Below are 17,104 nucleotides of genomic sequence, written 5' to 3'. Positions count from 1 at the left end.
CCCCATGAAATATACTTTTAAGGTTTTTTTGTGTTGCTTGCTTTTTGCAGTGGTGATAGCCGCCAACGCCAAGGCCCAGGCTAAAAGCCAGTGGGTTTATACGGGTAGTAATGGTAAGCTGGCCTATAAAACCCTGCCCCAGGGTGACAGGATCATGGATTTTTCGTACGCTGGTTATATGGGGGGTGGGGTTGCGCTGCCATCGCCACCGGTTAAAATAACACTGGACGCGATGAGCGGCGATAATAGTAATGCTATTCAATCAGCAATTGATCAGGTTGCTAAAATGCCGGTGGTAAATGGTTTCAGAGGGGCAGTTTTGTTGAATAAAGGCACATTTGACTGTGAGCGCGCTATTAATATTAATGCCAGCGGTGTGGTGCTGCGCGGCAGCGGGGCCGACGATAAGGGAACCATCATTAACATGACTGGCAGTCCGCATGTATGTTTAACGGTAAGGAACAGGCCGGTAGTAAAAAACATTGGGAAAGCTGTGGCTGTGGCCGATGCTTATGTACCTGCCGGGACAAGCATATTTACCTTAACTGCTACCGCCGGGCTGGCCGTGGGCGATACCATATCTATTACCAAACCTGTAGCGGCTGATTGGGTAGCTTTTATGGGGATGGATCAGCTTACCCGCGATGGTAAAAAACAAACCTGGATAACCGGCGAGATTAGCGCCGAGCGTGTAATTACCGCCATTGCCGGTAATAAGGTTACGGTTGATGTACCTTTTAATGATAATTATGATGCAAAGTATTTAGGTGCGGAAAGTGTATCGATTAGTAAGATCAGTACAACGGGGATGCTATCGCAGGTTGGGTTTGAAAACCTGCGGATCGTATCACCTGATCAAACCGGTACTATTAACGAAAAACATAACGGTGCCATTAACTTAAGCGGATTGACTGACGGCTGGGTGAAAAATATCGACGTTTATAATACCGTAAACAGTGTAAGTATCACCGGCAGCCGCATTACCGTGCAGCGATTAAACATTATCCATAACCTCGCCACTACCGGCGCGGCAAAGCCTGCCGATTTAAATGGCAGCGGCCCGCAGATACTGTTTGACCGTTGTACCATTACCGGCGATAATGTTTTCTTTTTTGCTACAGGCGCCAAAGTTAACGGCCCGATTGTTATGTTAAATTGCGTATTTAAAGGCAATGGCTGGATACAGCCGCATCAGCGCTGGGCTACTGGTTTGCTGGTTGATAATTGCGAAGTACCCGGCGGCGGTATCGATTTTATGAACCGGGGAGCGATGGGATCGGGCCATGGCTGGGCCATAGGCTGGGCGGTAGCCTGGAATTGTAAAGCTAAATCGTACATGAACCAACAACCACCCGGATCGGCTAACTGGGTGATAGGCAGTACCGGCGAACAGCAAAAAAGAGATGTGCCCTTTATCAAAGGATCGGCTATTGTACCCGAAGGTATTTATGATTCGTACAAAAAGCCGGTAATGCCGCAAAGCCTTTACCTTTCGCAGTTAAAAGAAAGAAAAGGAGAGCAGGCGGTGAAGAATTTGGGGTATTGAGGTTGAGTCTTAAGTTCTAAGTCTTGAGTCCTAAGTCCTAAGTTTCAAGTGAAATCAGACTAAAGACTTAGAACTTTAGACTTTTTCCCTACTTAGCCTTATTCAACCCATCTGTACATGATGCATCATCGGGTTTAATCAATAAGCCTTTTTCAAAGTAGCTGCGGGCTTCGGTTTTACGGCCGGCCATCAGGTAGCTCCAGCCAAGCATTTGGTTGCCATCGTAATCAAAAGGGTATAAACCTACTACTTTGGTGAAGTAACGGATGGCAGCATCATACTGCTTGCGGTTATAGCAAATAATCCCTGTCCAATAATTAGCCTGTGTGTTTTGCGGGTCGATTTTAAGGATAGCGTTGTACTGATCAAGCACCTTATCCCAGCTTTCCAAAAGTGATAGCGGTTTTATATAACCAAATTTAGCTTCAATAGCATTGGGTTTCAGGTTTACCGCTTTCAGGTAATAGCTTTGCGATGAGGTGTAGTTTTTATTAAGGAAATATAACCACCCCAGGCGCAGGTTAACTTCGTAATTGCTATCGGCATAATAGGGTATAATATCGTTTATGGCAGCCTGGTAGCTTTTTTTGGCTTCATCAACATAGCTGTTATGAAATGCTTTTTGCATAGCGGCCGAGCCACTTTGCGCATATAGGTTTGTGCTAAGAAGCCATAAGCCAGCGATATAAAAGACCTTCTTTAAAATTTCCATGTTAATCCTCCGGTTATTGAATATTGATTGTAATTTTTATTTAAATAATAGTCCTGCTTTTGTTCAAAAGTATAATTAAGATAAACAATAGCATGCTTGCCGAGCGCGTAAAACCCGGTGGTGCCCGCTTTTAATTTGGTCATATCAATGGCGTTATAAACGTAAAGCGCATCGGCATCCAGGTAATTATCCATAGTGCCAAAGCCTGCCGATGCCTCCAGCCAAAATTGTTTAACAACTTTAAAGCCAATTGTTTGGTTAAATATGGTTTGCTGCACATCGCCGCTTTGTACCGATACCCGGCTGATGGTATACAGGTTTAAATTCCCCAAAGGGTAAATGCTGAGCTGCCCGTTAAATTGCGAAATATTAATATTACTGATCTTGCTGAAATTAGCATCGCCCTGTAAACTGAAATAAGGAGCTGAGTATTTTAAACCAACTAAGCCTATGTGGTTTTGAAAACTACTGATACCATAACTGGTATTTAAATAATGATAGGCACCTAACACAGCCAGGCTGCTGTTGATAGAATAGCCCAGTTTAGCATAGTACTCAAACTGCGAATTGGAGAAAGTGGTATTAATTGGGACGGTTATGGCCGGTGCGCCCGGATTTGGAGTGACGTTTGTAGTAGACGTGATGGACTGGTTAAAATAAGCAACCGACTGGTCCAGCTGTAGTTTCCAACCCAGGCGGTTACCCAGCGAGACCCGGGTATAGCTGCCCGTTCCACGGTTACTGTTAGCCGACATTTTAATCCCTGTTTCTAACCCGGCCGTTAGCAAACCAAAGCCGGTAACCTGTTCATGATTTAGGGTTGCCGTATCTACAAACGATGCATGGTAAGAGGCCGCGTAATTATTATCAAGATACTTATTGCACAGATAGCTGAAATAGCGCGCCGTTTGGTTGTGCGAATCATCTTTAAGCACTTGCCGGTATTGTGCCAGCGCGCCCTGGTAATTGGCGCTCATTAACTGTGCATAGCCCATACGTAAACGTAAAACAGGATAATCAACCCCGGCCGCTATGGCACGGCTGCCATACTCAACCAATCCTTTCCAGTTGCCGGCCGTATATTGAGCATACGATGTACTGTCGGCTTGTTGAAAACTGATGGTTTGCGCCTTTGCCATACAGCAGCAGGCCACCATGAGCAGGGTTAAAAAATACTTTCTGTTTGCCATTGTGCTGTTCTTTTTTCTCCGTTTAAGTTAATGGTAAATGATGTGAGCGCGTTATCCGCGATATGTATAGTAGCATCCATTACTTCCTTTTTATGACCCAATAACTCCTGATAGCCTTTAGCGCTGATCATTAAATGCTGTTGCTGGTAAGCGCTTTGGCTTTCATAGCCGCGTTTGATAAATTGATAGAACGGCGCGACCAGATCGTGCAGCCAAATACCGGTCTGGAAGTTTTTTACCTGTAATGGGTAAACATCAGCAGCGGTAATGCCGTTATCTGCAGTAAACACCACTTTATAAGCAGCAAGGTAAAAGTAATAAAGCAGCGAGCGGCTATTGCCATAAAAGCCTGTAAAATAGAATGCTGTACCGTTGTTAATGAAGTAAACGGTGGCCCCTGTTTCTTTACTGACCATGTATGAGTGGTTGTAGGAATCGGTAAAAACTTCTACTGTTTCTGTTTTACCGTTATCGCCGGTTAGTTTGGCGGTATAGCCCGGCTGCCAGGTAAAAGCTTGTTTTAACTGGGCGTTTATATCAATCGGCTGTAGTACCGTGCCTTCGGCAGGGGTTTCAAAGCTGTGCAGCTTTTGCCCGTCTTCATCGTTGCTGGTATAATAGGCAAAGGGATATGCTAAGGTTTTTGAACCAATATACGGCGTCACCTGCGCCTGAAAGTGTAAATGCGGTTCGGGCGACCGGCCCGAGTTGCCGCATAGGCCAAGCAGGTCCCCCTGTTTTACATGATCGCCAATTTTTACCCTAACCGAATGTTGTTTCAGGTGGGATACTTTGGTGTAAAAGCCGGTCACATGTTTTATTACCACCGTATTTCCCCAGTTTTGCCCGGTATTTACAACGCCTATGGCGTTATCCTCCACATGGTTCACCACATCTTCCACCACACCATCCGCGCAAGCTAAAACGGGTTTATTAAAGCAGTAAAAATGTTCGGGGCGGGTGCCGGTATCCCTGTAGGTGCTTTTATCCTCGTCGGTAATTACAAAATCCAATGCCTGGGCCCATTCATCTTTATGTGTAATGCCGCCATTATAGCCCTGCGATACCGTCCAACTACCAATAAAAGGCAGGTTAAGGCGCAGGTATTTTAAATCCTGCAGGCGTTCCTGGCCGTTCAGATACTGATAAAGGTTAATCTCGGGCGAATAATGCTGTATCGGCGTAAGTTGTAGTTTGCCGGGATTTGTCCTCAGCATAAAAAAATATAGGAGGGCAATGGTTAGCAGGCAAAACGGTAACGAAAAAACAGGCAGGTTATGTACACCCAATATCCGCGTAAGCGCGTTAACTAACAGAAATGCCACCGGAACGATGGCAATGGCCCACAAGTAGGAGCGAACAGACGGAATGAGGAAAAAGCTGCCTATGGCTACCGAAACCATCATAAAATTAGCCCCTAAATGATAATGACTAATCCCTTCGGGGTAAACGCCGGTTAAATGATTAAATATACAAGCCGTAATAAAGCCAATAATTAATAGGCTAAAACCAATACGCGAATGGATAAATAAACCAATGCTCATGATTACCCCGGTTATGATGCTGTTTTGAAAAAATATAGAGCTTATAGAACGGAAAAACAGATCGGGGTAATGGGTAAGGGTAATTTTATCTATCCCGGACAGTAAGCCAGTTACAATAGTATTGCCGCCTGTATATAATTCGGCCAGGATATAACTTTCTTTTTGCTGCAGGCCCATGCCCTGGTAGCCATTGGCGGCCAGCAGTACCAGCCAAAAAGCCAGCACAAACGGAACAGATAAAACTGGCAGGCCATATTTGCCCAATAATGCGGTAAGCACCACTGTAAGCGTAACCACCAACAGGCAGGCAACCCCCAGCCACAGCCAAAACGAGCTGTTGAAATGATAAAACGTACCAAAACCAATGCCTAATAACAACGCGTTAAAACTGTAAAGCCCTGTTTGTACGCTTTCGCGATGATAGCCCATCAGGCTTACCAGCGCTATAGCGGCGCAGGTACATAACAGGCCCGTTAACCCGGCCGCCGGGTTAAAGAACGAAACCAGCAGTAACAGCACCGCCAGCACCCTGTTTTGCGAAAAAAACAGGATAGCGTAACTGTTTAGTACCGAGTTTGTATAATATAAGATGTTCTTTTTCAATTATTTACTTTTATTGTGTAAATATTATCTTCATCAAACTAATTTAAATTGCTGTAAATGTTCGGGCAGTTTTTCCATCATTTCCACGTATTGTAAGGTTTCAGCCTGGCGTATTTCGTGCACGTTTTGTTGCTGATCAATTAACACCACGGCCGGCCTCATACTTATAAACTGCATCCATTGGGTCATGTTATAAGCGCCTACCTTATGTACCACTACATGGTCGCCTGGGTTAAGCAGGGGCAGGTTAATACTTTCGCGCACTACGTCAATATTCATACATAACGGGCCGTATAAAACCATGTCTTCGGTATGCTGGTTAAAATCCTGCGCGGGACTGATCTTATGCTCGTACCAAAACGAGGTAAACAGGATGTTTACGCCAACGTTCATGATGGTGGCGCGGCGGCCATCGCTTAGGCGTTTATTGGCTACTACGGTGCCCAGCAGGTAACCGGCATCATCAATCAGTACCCGGCCACTTTCCAGTATCAGCAGGGGGAGCTCTTCCTGCTTAAAGCCGTAGCCTAATATTACCGTGGTAATGGCCTCGGCAAAATCATCAACCGATGGCACGGTATCAACCCCCGGCAAATAAGCGCCCTTGAGCGTATTGGTTGATGGGAAACCGCCGCCCAGATCCAGGTACTGGATAGGGGTGTGCAGCAGATTTTTGCAGCGGGTGGCCAGTTCGCATAGCTTACCGGCGGCTATTGCATAGGCGGCTGTAGATAACATAAAAGTGCCGATATGGCAATGCAAGCCTACTAACTGCATTTTGCCCGAGCCTACTATCTTCGCTATCGCGTTCCAAGCCTGGCCGTTCTCGTAATTAAAGCCGAAACGGTCCCATACCGGGTAAACGCCTGTATCCATATTTACACGGATAGCTACGCGGGGCTTTTTATTCAATTCGCCGCAAATTTCTATCAGGTTGTATAATTCGTCAAAATGGTCTATGTGGATCAGCGAATCGTTCTCTATGGCCAGGATAATATCCTCGCGGTGTTTATCGGGGCCGTTAAAAATAATATGGTTGCCCGATACGCCGTTGCCCAATGCCTTGCGGTATTCAAAGCCCGAAACCACCTCGGCCCAGCTGCCTTCCTGGTGAAAAATATTGCAAACGGCATTAATATAATTGGTTTTATAGCTCCATGCAAACTGTACTTTGGGGTAACGTGTTTTAAACGAACGGGCGGCCGACTGATAATTCCTGCGGATCTGTTTTTCGGAAAGTACAAACAGGGGCGAACCAAACTGCTCTATCAGTTGAAGCACCGGCACACCTTCAATATGCTTTACGGGCTGAAACTCGGTACGGGTGCCGAACTTATTCATCAAGCCGGCATTCATTTTTTTGATGACCGGGCGTTCGTACTTTAATTTTTTCATTCTTTCTTTTAAGCTGAAAGCTTAAAGCACAAGGCTAAAAGCTATTTTAATATCTATATGTTATTCTGTCTTGCTTTAAGCTTTTCGCTTCCGGCTTTCTGCCTTCAGCTTTCTGCTTTAAGCTTACAACTCGCCAAAGGCAGATAATTGCTGAAACTCGCTGACATCGGTTATATGGTCCCAGGCATAGCGGATAAACATTTTGCCCACCTGGTATTCGGTAAAAGGGGCAAGCGTTTCACCCATAGCCATTTTTACCAGGGCTGTGGGCTGATTTTGCCCGGCACCGGCTGTTAAATAGATCCAGGCCGGGAAACGTGGGTTAACCTCCATAATATATAGTTTACCGCTTGTATCGCGCATAATTTCCAGTTCAAATCCGCCGCGCCAGTTAGTGGCTTTGGTAAATTGCCGGGCCAATTCCAACAGGTCGGCATCTTCAATCGTGATACCCGCCCAGGCTTTGCCTTTATCAGTGATATACAGCTTGCGCATAGGGATAATGCTGATGCAATTGCCATCGCCATCGCCCAGCGCGGCTATATTAATTTCGGTGCCTTTTATAAACTCCTGTACAATAATAGGTGTACCCCATTTAGCGCTTAACTGGTAAAATGCCTTTTGCGCCAGTTCCAGGTTTTGGCAAACGTAGGCCTCGTAGTATTTGCCCTTTACAACCAGCGGATATTCCAGCTCTTCCGCTGCTTTTTTCAGGTCTTCGGCCTTATGTATCACCTTATCCTGTGGTACATACATATTGTGCTTTTTACCAAATTTAGACAGGTTGATCTTGTCCCGCGCGGCCAGTGCTTCTTGTGTGGGTAAAAACGTGCGGATCCCCATCATGTGCAGCTGTGCGCTTACCTTAATAAAGTTATATAGTTCGGCATCAAAATTGGGTATGATGATATCTATATCTTCTTTATCCTGAATGTATTGCAGTCGTTCAACTAAAGCTTCGGCACCGGCAGACGGGTAGGGGATCTGGTAGGTTTTATCAACCAGATTGTGCAGGTAAACCCCGGGCTCCAGTGATTCGTACGAGAGGCCGATGATCCGGATCCCATCGCCCAACCCATCGCGTAAAGCGCGGATAACCGCCACACCGGGGCCGGGGCTATCTACCGCGTTCAGCGCGGTAACACCTATTACAAGAGGCTTATCAGCAATTTTATTTAGCATGGTGGGCTATTGTTCTAACAGATTAGCATCTTTCAACTGCAGTATCCAATCTTCCCAGTCCCGTTCCAGTTGCACTTCCTCAACCTCGTAATTATCCAGCACATGTTGTTTAATTTCCAGCGATGATTTCCCGGCTTTCATCAGCCCTAAAATTTCGGCTGCGATGGGATTGCTTGAAAATGAATCGCCGGTAGAAGGGTTGAAAATAAAACCATTCTCGCTGGTGGCAATATTTTTTTTTAGTTTCATTATTGGTTTAATCAAAGTTTGGCCGGTGTGTTTGCACTGAAATTTTAACCGGCTTATTTATCATATGAATGTCGGCCTAATATCCCGCTTTTTTCGTCGATGTATCGGCGAATGGGCGCAATGTATCGATGAAAGTTATGGTGAAGATACAATAAACCGCTGTTTAATGAGTTGCCGGTTGAGACGATATTGTGAAAAATTTCCTTCGGTTGACCGTGATATTTTTAATACCGGTCCGAGGATTTAGAATTATCGGTGATTAAAAACCAAACGCATCCAACCATCAGCAGGATAAGGGCCAGCACGGAGGCGAATAAATTTTTCATAGCGGTATGATATGTTTTTAGACTGGATATTTGTAACTAAAATGCACAGCAGATATCAGCTTTACAATAAGGTAACGATGAATGCGGGGATTGTATCGGTGAGCGGAAAATAAGTCATACCAACCTTGTTTCGGCAGGCCATTTGCCAAGGGATTTGTATGATGGGGTGCTGAAACAGGTTCAGCATGACATTTTGTTTTTACTTAACTATTGCAGTCACTCGGCTGGAGCCGAGCGATTGCAATAGCTTTACTTCTTCACCCAGTCCTTCGCGAAGCTGCTATAGCTGTCACTAATAGGCAATTCAGCAGCAGCCAGTTGGATCTTGCGGTTTTGGATGGACCTGATCTTACCTACGGCTACTACAAAACTGCGGTGTACGCGTTGAAACTGATCGGCCGGTAGTTTTTCCAATGCTTTTTTCAAAGGCATTAAAGTAAGTATGGGTTTTGGCGATGCGGAGGTATGGATCTTAATGTAATCTTCCATGCTTTCAATATATTCAATATCATTCAGGTTGATCTTCACCATCCGGTATTCTGAATATACGTATAAACTTTCCTGCAGGCTGCTATTACCCTGGGCTTGCTTATATTGTTGAAACTCTGCAGCTTTTTCTACCGCCTTGCCAAAGCGGATGATATCAATGGGTTTCAGCAGGTAATCCAGCGCTTCCAGTTCAAAACCTTCAAACGCGAAGGTTTTATGCGCCGTAGTAAATATCACCATGGGTTTCAACTCTAACGATCGTACCAGGTCGATCCCCGTAATATCAGGCATATTGATATCAACAAAAAGCAGATCGATAGGGTTGCGGGCCAAAAACTCGGCACCCGATATGGCATCCTCAAAACATTGAACTAATTGCAGTTGCGGAAATTTGGCAATATACTTCCGCATCAGTTCAAGCGCCAGCGGCTCATCATCAATAGCGATACATTTTAATGGTGTCATACTTTATTAAATACGTCATTCTGAGCGATATAATCGGGGATCCTTCGCTATCGCTCAGGATGACGATGTGGTTTAACTATGTAAAGTTAATTTAACTTTAAATATATGGTTTGTTTCTTCGATGTTTAGCAGGTGTTTTTTTGGATAGATAAATTCAAGCCGCTGTTTGGTGTTGGCAATACCCACGCCCACCCGGTCGGGGTTTTTAGGCTGATTGTTAAATATCCTGTTCCGGCAATAAAAAGTAATGGTTTGCGCCTCGGCAATCAGTTCAATATCCAGGTTGCTTTCTTCCTGCTTACTGATGCCATATTTAAACATATTCTCTACAAAGGGGATCAATATCAGCGGGGCGATGCGTTGGTGGGTAATTTTACCCGTGATCTTAAAGTTTACCCTTGTTTTTTTGCCCAAACGCAGGCGTTGCAGATCGATATAATCGTTCACACAATTAATTTCATCCTGCAGCAGCACAAAATCCTCGCTTACCTCGTCGGTAACGTAACGCATAATGTTACTTAGCTTCATGATACTATCCGATGTATGCTCGCTATTGGTAACCGACAGTGTATAGATATTATTCAGCGTATTAAACAAAAAGTGCGGATTGATCTGGGCTTTCAGGAAGGATAGTTCGGCGTAGGCTTTTTCGGCTTCGGCTTTTACCACGCGCTGCTCGGTGGTTTGCCATTGCTGTACGGTACCTATGGCTATGCTCAATGCCATCAGTAAGGCAAATATCACCAGGCTAATAGTATCGATATTGCGTGAGTGTGCCAACAGGGGGCTTATACCGGAAACGGGTTTAGCAACAGGGTCCTGCATGCGCAAATCCTGGTGGGGCAGGGGGCCAAAATAGCGGTGGCTGTTTTGTACACTATCCAGGTAACGCTGGTGTGCCTGGGCCGCCAGTTGCGCCTGTACGCGCGGGTTATGGGTAAGCAACTTATCAAAAGGCTGCAAAAAGTAAACAAAGCCCAGCAAAAACAAAACAATGCAGCTGTATACCAGATATTTTTTACGCAGCAGCAACTGTGGGATCAGGTACCCAAGGTTGAAGTAAAACATCAACATATAGGTAAGGCAAAACAACCAGTAGTATGGCGATACCAGTAATACCCAGGTCATGCCGCCTTTTAACCCGTCGTTTAAAAACAATAAAGGGAATATCAGGAACAGCAGCCAGCCGGCCGCATGTATAACGTAAGAAGCTTTAAAACGCAGCATATTATACAAAGCAACGGATTATTAAAGCATATATAGCAAAATGTATCGGTAGTTTGGTGTTTTGTGTGGATGAAAATGCTCTATAACAAAAAATGTCATTTCGACCGGAGGGAGAAATCTTATACGGCATACCTATCGCGCATATAAGATTTCTCACTATCGTTCGAAATGACAAGTTATTATTCCCCCTTTAGGGGGTAGGGGGGGCTACTTATTCAGCATCCCGTGGCGCTCTGCCTTAGTACCCACCGGCCATCTAACGCCTTCAGCTTTTACGGTTGATGTTTTCTCCGGATCCTCGCTGGCCATATATACCATCATGGCGGCTAACATGGCGTTTTGTTTCACATCATCAAAAATCACTTTATCATAAGTATCGCGGTTGGTATGCCAGGTATAGTTAAAGTACGACCAGTTTAACGATCCCAGCGAAAAGCCCGGGGCGCCTGCAATTACAAACGAAGCGTTATCAGATCCGCCACCGCTTGGCGAGCCGGGGAAGCTGGTACGGATCCGGTTTTTCAAGGTATCGGGCACAGCGGCTAACCAGCGCGGCATAAAGTTTTTAGAATCGGCAAAACCTTGTCCGCCTAAATTAACTACGCGGCCGGTACCGTTATCCTGGTTAAACAGGGCTTGCAGATTCTTTACAATTTCGGGATGGTCTTCCACAAACGCTTTCGAGCCGTTCAGGCCTTGCTCTTCGCTGCTCCAGTGGCCAACTAAAATGGTGCGTTTTGGGTGCGGGTAAACCAGTTTCAGGATACGCATGGCCTCCATCATCGTTAGTGTGCCAGTACCGTTATCGGTAGCGCCGCTGGCACCGTCCCACGAGTCGAAGTGGGCCGACAGCATCACGTATTCATCTGGTTTTTCGGTTCCTTTTATTTCGGCAATGGTGTTAAAGGTTGGCACGGCGCCCAGTTCTTTCGATTCGCAATGCATGCTGATCACCGGTTTGTCGCCACCTTCAATTAAGCGGTACATCAGGGTATAATCTTCCAGCGCTATGTCAACAGTAGGCACTTTTTTGGTGTTGGCGCCAAATATCTTATCAACCCCAAAACCTGCAGACCAGGTATTGGTAATAATACCAACTGCCCCGGCATTTTCTAAGGCAACCGGCAAGGTTTTAGTTGTTAATCCTGTAGCTTTTATCCTTTTGGCCCAGTTGTCGGCTATCGCCCGTTGATCGGCAGCTAATTTGGTTATCGTTTCCTTCATGGCAAACTCTTTCAAGTTGTCGGCCGGCCGACCGGTTATCTGATTGGGCGATACCATCACAAATTTACCCTTTACACTGGGTAACCAGGCCTGGTAAGCAGCAGAATCGGCCAGGTCTGGTAATAAGATCACCTCGGCGGTGACTGTTTTTTTACCCATGCCCGGGCTCCAGGCCAGTTGCATGCCTTCTAAAGACCGCACCCTTGGCGCTATCATATCAATATGCGATATGCCGCGTTCCCAGCCACGCCACTCGCCCCATTTTTCGTTGCGGGCATCAATGCCCCAGCTTTTATATTTTTCAACCGCCCAATCGTTGGCCTTTTTCATTTGCGGCGTGCCTATCAGGCGCGGGCCAATCTGGTCAAATAATTCGTGCGCCAGTTTTTCCAGTTGCGAGTTGGTAGTTTCCTCTTTCATAATGGCATCAATAACAGGCTTGCTGTTTTGTGCCATGGTCATGCTGCTGCAAAACAGCAGGCCTAAAACAAAGGGCTTTGCTTTGTGCCAGGCATTAGGGTAGTGATGGTGATTGGTTTTCATAAACCTAATTTATAAAATAGGTTTGGCTTGTGCTAATTTATTCCTTTCATCACAGGATTATCACAATTGCTACTTGTGACAAAAGCATGTTTGTCGTTACCAAAAGCCTGATTACATTTATCCATCAAACAAAAAACCTTACATGGAAACACAACAATTATTTGTAAAAATGGCGCTTGGCGCCTGGGACCTGCAAATTGGCCGCATCGAAAAAATGTTCAGTTCATTTACGGATGAGCAATTATTACAGGAAATTGCTCCCGGCAAAAATCGTGTGATATATCTGCTGGGCCATTTGGTGGCTTATCATGATATGCTGGCCGAGACGATGGGGATTGGCAGCCGCGCTTATCAGCACCTGGACGAGGCTTTCCTGAAAAATGCTGATAAAGCCGGTTTGGATATGCCAGATGCTGCTTATTTGCGCAATGCCTGGACTGACGTACACCAAAAGTTAACCGCTTTATTCGGCCAATTAAGCCCTGCTGACTGGTTTAAAAAGCACAATGCCGTAAGTGAAGATGACTTTGCTAAAGACCCGACCCGCAACCGCTTAAACATGGTAATTAACCGCGCCGGGCACGTAGCTTACCACGCCGGACAGATAAAATTAGCCTGAAAATTTGTAACAAATAAGTGAAGATGAAAAAAAGATGAAATTTGCAAACAATTATCCTATAAGTTAAGTATATTAGTAAACCAATATACTCACACCGCTTACGATGATACTCACTTATTACCAGGCTGTAGATCTGATGACATTTTTACCTGTTTTGTTATCTCCTGCTGATACCAAAACAAGCCAGGATACAGTTACACCGAACAACAATACACAGCAGGACGCGACAGATGATGACCGGGCAGTTTACGAAATGTGGCGTTATACATCGCCGGGCATTGAAGTTAACGGGGCCGATTTTTATTAGTTGATTGATCGCCGTTTCTGTAATTTGCCTTTAAATGCAAAAGTTTAGAAAGTGGATTACGATGCAGTAGTAGTAGGATCGGGGCCTAACGGCCTTGCCGCGGCTATTTTGCTGCAACAAAACGGGCTTTCGGTATTAATTATCGAGGGTAAAGATAAGATTGGCGGGGGGCTTCGTACCGAAGAATTAACCTTGCCGGGATATCTGCATGATGTATGCTCGGCTATCCATCCGCTGGCCGCTGCTTCTCCATTTTTTGAGACTTTACCGCTTGATCAATACGGGCTGGAATATATTTATCCCGCTATTGCTGCCGCTCACCCATTTGATGATGGTACGGCGGCCATTCTCAAACATTCGGTACAGGAGACTGCCAATCTGTTAGGGCAGGATGGCGAAGCTTATACCCGGTTGATACAACCTTTGGCAGATAGCTGGACTGATATTGCCCCGGATGTTTTGGCTCCATTGCATTTCCCTAAACATCCTGTCAGCATGGCCCGTTTCGGGTTGAATGCCTTAACATCAGCTACTTATTTAGCCAAACGTTTTAAAACGGAAACTACCAAAGGCCTTTTTGCAGGTATGGCAGCTCACGGGATACAGCCACTCAGTAATATCGCAACCTCGGCCGTGGCGCTGGTGCTGATGGCTAACGCGCATTTAAAAGGCTGGCCCATTCCCAAGGGTGGTTCTGTGAATATTGCCAACGCATTAGCTGCGTATTTTATGGCCTTAGGCGGCAAAATAGAAACCGGCACCTATATTACTTCGCTCAGCCAATTGCCATCCGCGAAAGCGGTGCTTTTTGATGTTACCCCAACGCAACTATTGCAAATAGCCGGGCATCAGTTCTCATCCATTTATAAATGGCAACTGCAACGCTACCGCTATGGCATGGGCGTTTTTAAAATAGACTGGGCGCTGGATGCCCCTATACCTTTTACAGCCGAAGGAGCCAGGGAAGCCGGAACGGTACATTTAGGTAACACCATGCAGGAGATTGTGCAGTGTGAACAATTAACCTCGGATGGCGGCCATCCCGAAAAACCGTTTGTATTGCTGGCCCAACAAAGTCTGTTTGATAAAACCCGCGCTCCGGAAGGAAAGCATACGGCGTGGGCTTATTGCCATGTGCCGGCAGGGTCCGAGAAAGATATGACCGGCGCCATAGAGCAGCAGGTTGAGCGTTTTGCTCCCGGCTTTCGCGAACGGATATTGGCCCGCCATACCATCAACACTAAACAACTGGAAAATTATAACCCCAACTACATTGGCGGGGATATTAACGGCGGCGCTATGGATATTACCCAGCTATTTACCCGTCCGGTTTTACGGCGCTCGCCTTATACCACATCGGCAAAAGGTATTTATATCTGCTCGTCATCTACGCCACCCGGTGGCGGAGTGCATGGCATGTGCGGGTATCATGCGGCTAAGCGGGTGTTAAAGGACCTATTTAAGCACTGATGTTACTTATCATCCAAAGCATGATCGATGGGCACATCAATTCCCTTCCACACCTTTTTGGCTGTCCAGTCCTCATCTGGCCCCTGCCAAAAAGGATCGGACGCGGGTAAGCCCAGCATTAAAAATCCTTCTGCACATAAATAAAGACTACCGGTTGAGATATAAGACTCGCCAATATTTGGTTGATGACCATACATGCCTATCTGCAACCAACCCTTGCTATCGAAAGTTTGCGGGGCTTCCATTTGCCTTTTAATCATGGTGTACAAAGCTGCCCGCACCTGTTGCGGTTTAACGTTTTCGGGCAGTTCGCGCATCAGGCTCACCATGGCCAAAGCCTGAAAAGCTCCAAAACGATAGGCCAATGAGCGCCCAATAACGGGGTAGGTGCCTTCGGGCGATATCATCCGTTCCTGCACGGCGGCATAGCGTTTAATATGAGCTAACGCCTGCGCATAAGGCCTTTTTTGCGAGCTATCGGCCCCGTTAATGGTTGCAAGTGTTTGTACCAGCATAGGCTGTATTACAAAACTGTTATAATAATCCCAATGGAAGTTAGGGCCGTCGCCGTAAGCGCCATCTCCTTTGTACCAGTTGTTCAGGTGTTCTTTAATAGCATAATCCATACGCATCCGGTCACCGCTTTTATCAAATTTTAGCAGGGCGGCTTCAATAATAGCGCTAAATAATAGCCAGTTTGAGTAATTAGGCGTAATAACCCGTGATGATTTTAAAGCCGCAATTACATTAGCCTGGGTAGCGGCATCCAGTTTATCCCATACCTGGTGCGGCGCGCGTAATAAGCCCTGGGCAAAAAAAGCGGCATCAACAACGGGTTGCCCGCCGCCTTTATTAAAGTTTAAAAAATCAGGCGAAGCCGGATCAGTGCCATTGCGGATACAGGTTAAGGTAAGGTCGATATATTTTTTGCGCAGCTTGCCTTCGGGGGTATTATCGGGGCCAAGTTCCAGCCAGGGGGCAATTCCGGCCAGTAGGCGGCCAAATGCCTCCAGGTGCGTGCTATAAGCGTTGTTCTTTGGATTTTTAGCTTCAACCGGCATCAGTTTCCTGAGTTGGTTCTTACTCAGGGCATCTAAAACCGGGTCGGCTATTTGGGTAAGCGCATTTACCAGGTAGGCGCGTTCGGCTGGTCCATTATTGCCATCATTACTTGTTTTTTGCGCCTGGATGGTATGAGGGGCGAGGAATAAAAGTACAAAAGTTAGCAGGATGCAGATGCGTTTTTTCATTCGGTTATGGCCTTTTGGTGGGTAAATATAGTTAAAGCTTTATATGATACATATTTGATATATTAACATTTATATTTGTTAGTTAATTGTTACGGAAGCCTTTCCGCCAATTTATAAACCAATGAAAGCCTATATTAAAAATACTGCAAAAAGCGTTGTGCGTTTTTTGTGGTCGTTGAGGAGGCCCTCTAAAAAGGAAAACATGCGCCAGTTGAATGTGCGCGGATACATGCCCGATGATTTTGTGATCAGGGAGGCTACGATAAATGATATCCCGGCATTATCAGCCTTGCATGTACAAGCCTGGGATGAAACCTATTGGAACGTAAAGCGCACGCCAACGCTTAAAACCAGGTTATGGCAATGGCAGGAGCAATTTAAGGAACCCGCCGAAGACTGGTTTTGTTATGTAATAGTAAACCCCGACGGCGAACTGGTGGGGTTTGCCAAGGGGAAAAAATATGCTTCTGATGAATTACCCGGTTACTCGGGCGAATTAAATAAACTGTACCTGCTGTTGCCATACCAGCGTTTAGGTTTAGGCCGGAAGCTGGTGACCCAGGTTGCAGAACATTTTTTAAATATGGGTATTACATCAATGGTGCTGTTTGGCGAGCCGCAGAACCCATCCACTCACTTTCATGAAGCTATGGGCGGAAAGCGCCTGTATGCTGCTAATGGCGAGTTTAACGGCGGGTATGGTTGGGATGATCTGCGGGTGGTTTTGAACCTCAATGCACCAGTTGTTTTATAAGGACTTTCT

Annotated in this window: 15 protein-coding genes; 5 read left to right on the top strand and 10 right to left on the bottom strand. The window is 45.8% G+C overall.

Going from position 1 to position 17,104, the window contains the following annotated elements; genetic code table 11:
• Window positions 1-4 precede the first annotated feature (4 nt).
• Window positions 5-1,546 (top strand): hypothetical protein, encoded by a 1,542-nt coding sequence (locus AC07M6_RS23870; RefSeq protein ID WP_494893883.1) that lies wholly within the window; start codon window positions 5-7, stop codon window positions 1,544-1,546.
• 88 nt (window positions 1,547-1,634) lie between these two features.
• Here AC07M6_RS23870 and AC07M6_RS23865 read toward each other — a convergent pair whose 3' ends face one another.
• The 9 genes from AC07M6_RS23865 to AC07M6_RS23825 form a co-directional block, all read right to left on the bottom strand.
• Window positions 1,635-2,258, bottom strand: a complete 624-nt coding sequence (locus AC07M6_RS23865) for a tetratricopeptide repeat protein (RefSeq protein WP_494893881.1) — start codon at window positions 2,256-2,258, stop codon at window positions 1,635-1,637.
• Window positions 2,246-3,448 carry a tetratricopeptide repeat protein gene (locus AC07M6_RS23860; RefSeq protein ID WP_494893879.1) on the bottom strand — a complete coding sequence of 401 codons (1,203 nt, stop codon included), beginning with the start codon at window positions 3,446-3,448 and terminating at the stop codon, window positions 2,246-2,248. Before AC07M6_RS23860 ends, AC07M6_RS23865 begins: the two co-directional genes overlap by 13 nt.
• Window positions 3,424-5,595 carry an urea transporter gene (locus tag AC07M6_RS23855; protein ID WP_494893877.1) on the bottom strand — a complete coding sequence of 724 codons (2,172 nt, stop codon included), beginning with the start codon at window positions 5,593-5,595 and terminating at the stop codon, window positions 3,424-3,426. Before AC07M6_RS23855 ends, AC07M6_RS23860 begins: the two co-directional genes overlap by 25 nt.
• Window positions 5,596-5,628: 33 nt before the next feature.
• Complete coding sequence (locus AC07M6_RS23850) at window positions 5,629-6,990, bottom strand: hypothetical protein (protein ID WP_494893875.1); 1,362 nt, start codon at window positions 6,988-6,990, stop codon at window positions 5,629-5,631.
• Between the two features lie 123 nt (window positions 6,991-7,113).
• A complete protein-coding gene (locus AC07M6_RS23845) occupies window positions 7,114-8,172 on the bottom strand; it encodes an ATP-grasp domain-containing protein (protein WP_494893873.1) in 1,059 nt (352 codons plus the stop codon).
• Between the two features lie 6 nt (window positions 8,173-8,178).
• Window positions 8,179-8,421 (bottom strand): PqqD family protein, encoded by a 243-nt coding sequence (locus AC07M6_RS23840; protein WP_494893872.1) that lies wholly within the window; start codon window positions 8,419-8,421, stop codon window positions 8,179-8,181.
• 575 nt (window positions 8,422-8,996) lie between these two features.
• A complete protein-coding gene (locus AC07M6_RS23835) occupies window positions 8,997-9,701 on the bottom strand; it encodes a LytR/AlgR family response regulator transcription factor (protein WP_494893870.1) in 705 nt (234 codons plus the stop codon).
• 72 nt (window positions 9,702-9,773) lie between these two features.
• On the bottom strand, window positions 9,774-10,928 hold the full coding sequence (locus AC07M6_RS23830; RefSeq protein ID WP_494893868.1) for a sensor histidine kinase: 1,155 nt from the start codon (window positions 10,926-10,928) through the stop codon (window positions 9,774-9,776).
• A 207-nt stretch (window positions 10,929-11,135) separates the two neighbouring features.
• Window positions 11,136-12,695, bottom strand: coding sequence for a M20/M25/M40 family metallo-hydrolase (locus AC07M6_RS23825; RefSeq protein WP_494893867.1), 1,560 nt, complete (start codon window positions 12,693-12,695; stop codon window positions 11,136-11,138).
• 142 nt (window positions 12,696-12,837) lie between these two features.
• Here AC07M6_RS23825 and AC07M6_RS23820 point away from each other — a divergent pair, with 142 nt between their 5' ends.
• From AC07M6_RS23820 to AC07M6_RS23810, 3 genes are all read left to right on the top strand, one after another.
• The gene (locus AC07M6_RS23820) at window positions 12,838-13,314 is read left to right on the top strand and encodes a DinB family protein (protein ID WP_494893866.1); all 477 of its coding nucleotides are present in this window, start codon (window positions 12,838-12,840) and stop codon (window positions 13,312-13,314) included.
• Between the two features lie 103 nt (window positions 13,315-13,417).
• Window positions 13,418-13,621, top strand: a complete 204-nt coding sequence (locus tag AC07M6_RS23815; protein WP_494893865.1) for a hypothetical protein — start codon at window positions 13,418-13,420, stop codon at window positions 13,619-13,621.
• A 51-nt stretch (window positions 13,622-13,672) separates the two neighbouring features.
• On the top strand, window positions 13,673-15,091 hold the full coding sequence (locus AC07M6_RS23810) for a phytoene desaturase family protein (protein ID WP_494893864.1): 1,419 nt from the start codon (window positions 13,673-13,675) through the stop codon (window positions 15,089-15,091).
• Window positions 15,092-15,093: 2 nt separating this feature from the next.
• Here AC07M6_RS23810 and AC07M6_RS23805 read toward each other — a convergent pair whose 3' ends face one another.
• Window positions 15,094-16,341: a DUF2264 domain-containing protein gene (locus AC07M6_RS23805; RefSeq protein ID WP_494893862.1), complete on the bottom strand. Its 1,248-nt coding sequence runs from the start codon at window positions 16,339-16,341 to the stop codon at window positions 15,094-15,096.
• A 121-nt stretch (window positions 16,342-16,462) separates the two neighbouring features.
• Between AC07M6_RS23805 and AC07M6_RS23800 the strand changes: the two genes are divergently transcribed.
• A complete protein-coding gene (locus tag AC07M6_RS23800) occupies window positions 16,463-17,095 on the top strand; it encodes a GNAT family N-acetyltransferase (protein WP_494893860.1) in 633 nt (210 codons plus the stop codon).
• The last annotated feature ends 9 nt before the right edge of the window (window positions 17,096-17,104 follow it).

This window comes from Mucilaginibacter sp. GW821-FHT07H05 (genome assembly GCF_059418485.1).
This window is presented reverse-complemented; position numbering and strand designations above follow the sequence as displayed.

Bases quoted from the DNA above. Each gene is read 5' to 3' on its own strand.
- AC07M6_RS23860 (WP_494893879.1), bottom strand. From the start codon at position 3,448: ATGGCAAACAGAAAGTATTTTTTAACCCTGCTCATGGTGGCCTGCTGC.
- AC07M6_RS23805 (WP_494893862.1), bottom strand. From the start codon at position 16,341: ATGAAAAAACGCATCTGCATCCTGCTAACTTTTGTACTTTTATTCCTC.
- AC07M6_RS23870 (WP_494893883.1), top strand. From the start codon at position 5: ATGAAATATACTTTTAAGGTTTTTTTGTGTTGCTTGCTTTTTGCAGTG.
- AC07M6_RS23825 (WP_494893867.1), bottom strand. From the start codon at position 12,695: ATGAAAACCAATCACCATCACTACCCTAATGCCTGGCACAAAGCAAAG.
- AC07M6_RS23835 (WP_494893870.1), bottom strand. From the start codon at position 9,701: ATGACACCATTAAAATGTATCGCTATTGATGATGAGCCGCTGGCGCTT.
- AC07M6_RS23815 (WP_494893865.1), top strand. From the start codon at position 13,418: ATGATACTCACTTATTACCAGGCTGTAGATCTGATGACATTTTTACCT.
- AC07M6_RS23820 (WP_494893866.1), top strand. From the start codon at position 12,838: ATGGAAACACAACAATTATTTGTAAAAATGGCGCTTGGCGCCTGGGAC.
- AC07M6_RS23850 (WP_494893875.1), bottom strand. From the start codon at position 6,990: ATGAAAAAATTAAAGTACGAACGCCCGGTCATCAAAAAAATGAATGCC.
- AC07M6_RS23840 (WP_494893872.1), bottom strand. From the start codon at position 8,421: ATGAAACTAAAAAAAAATATTGCCACCAGCGAGAATGGTTTTATTTTC.
- AC07M6_RS23800 (WP_494893860.1), top strand. From the start codon at position 16,463: ATGAAAGCCTATATTAAAAATACTGCAAAAAGCGTTGTGCGTTTTTTG.
- AC07M6_RS23845 (WP_494893873.1), bottom strand. From the start codon at position 8,172: ATGCTAAATAAAATTGCTGATAAGCCTCTTGTAATAGGTGTTACCGCG.
- AC07M6_RS23830 (WP_494893868.1), bottom strand. From the start codon at position 10,928: ATGCTGCGTTTTAAAGCTTCTTACGTTATACATGCGGCCGGCTGGCTG.
- AC07M6_RS23865 (WP_494893881.1), bottom strand. From the start codon at position 2,258: ATGGAAATTTTAAAGAAGGTCTTTTATATCGCTGGCTTATGGCTTCTT.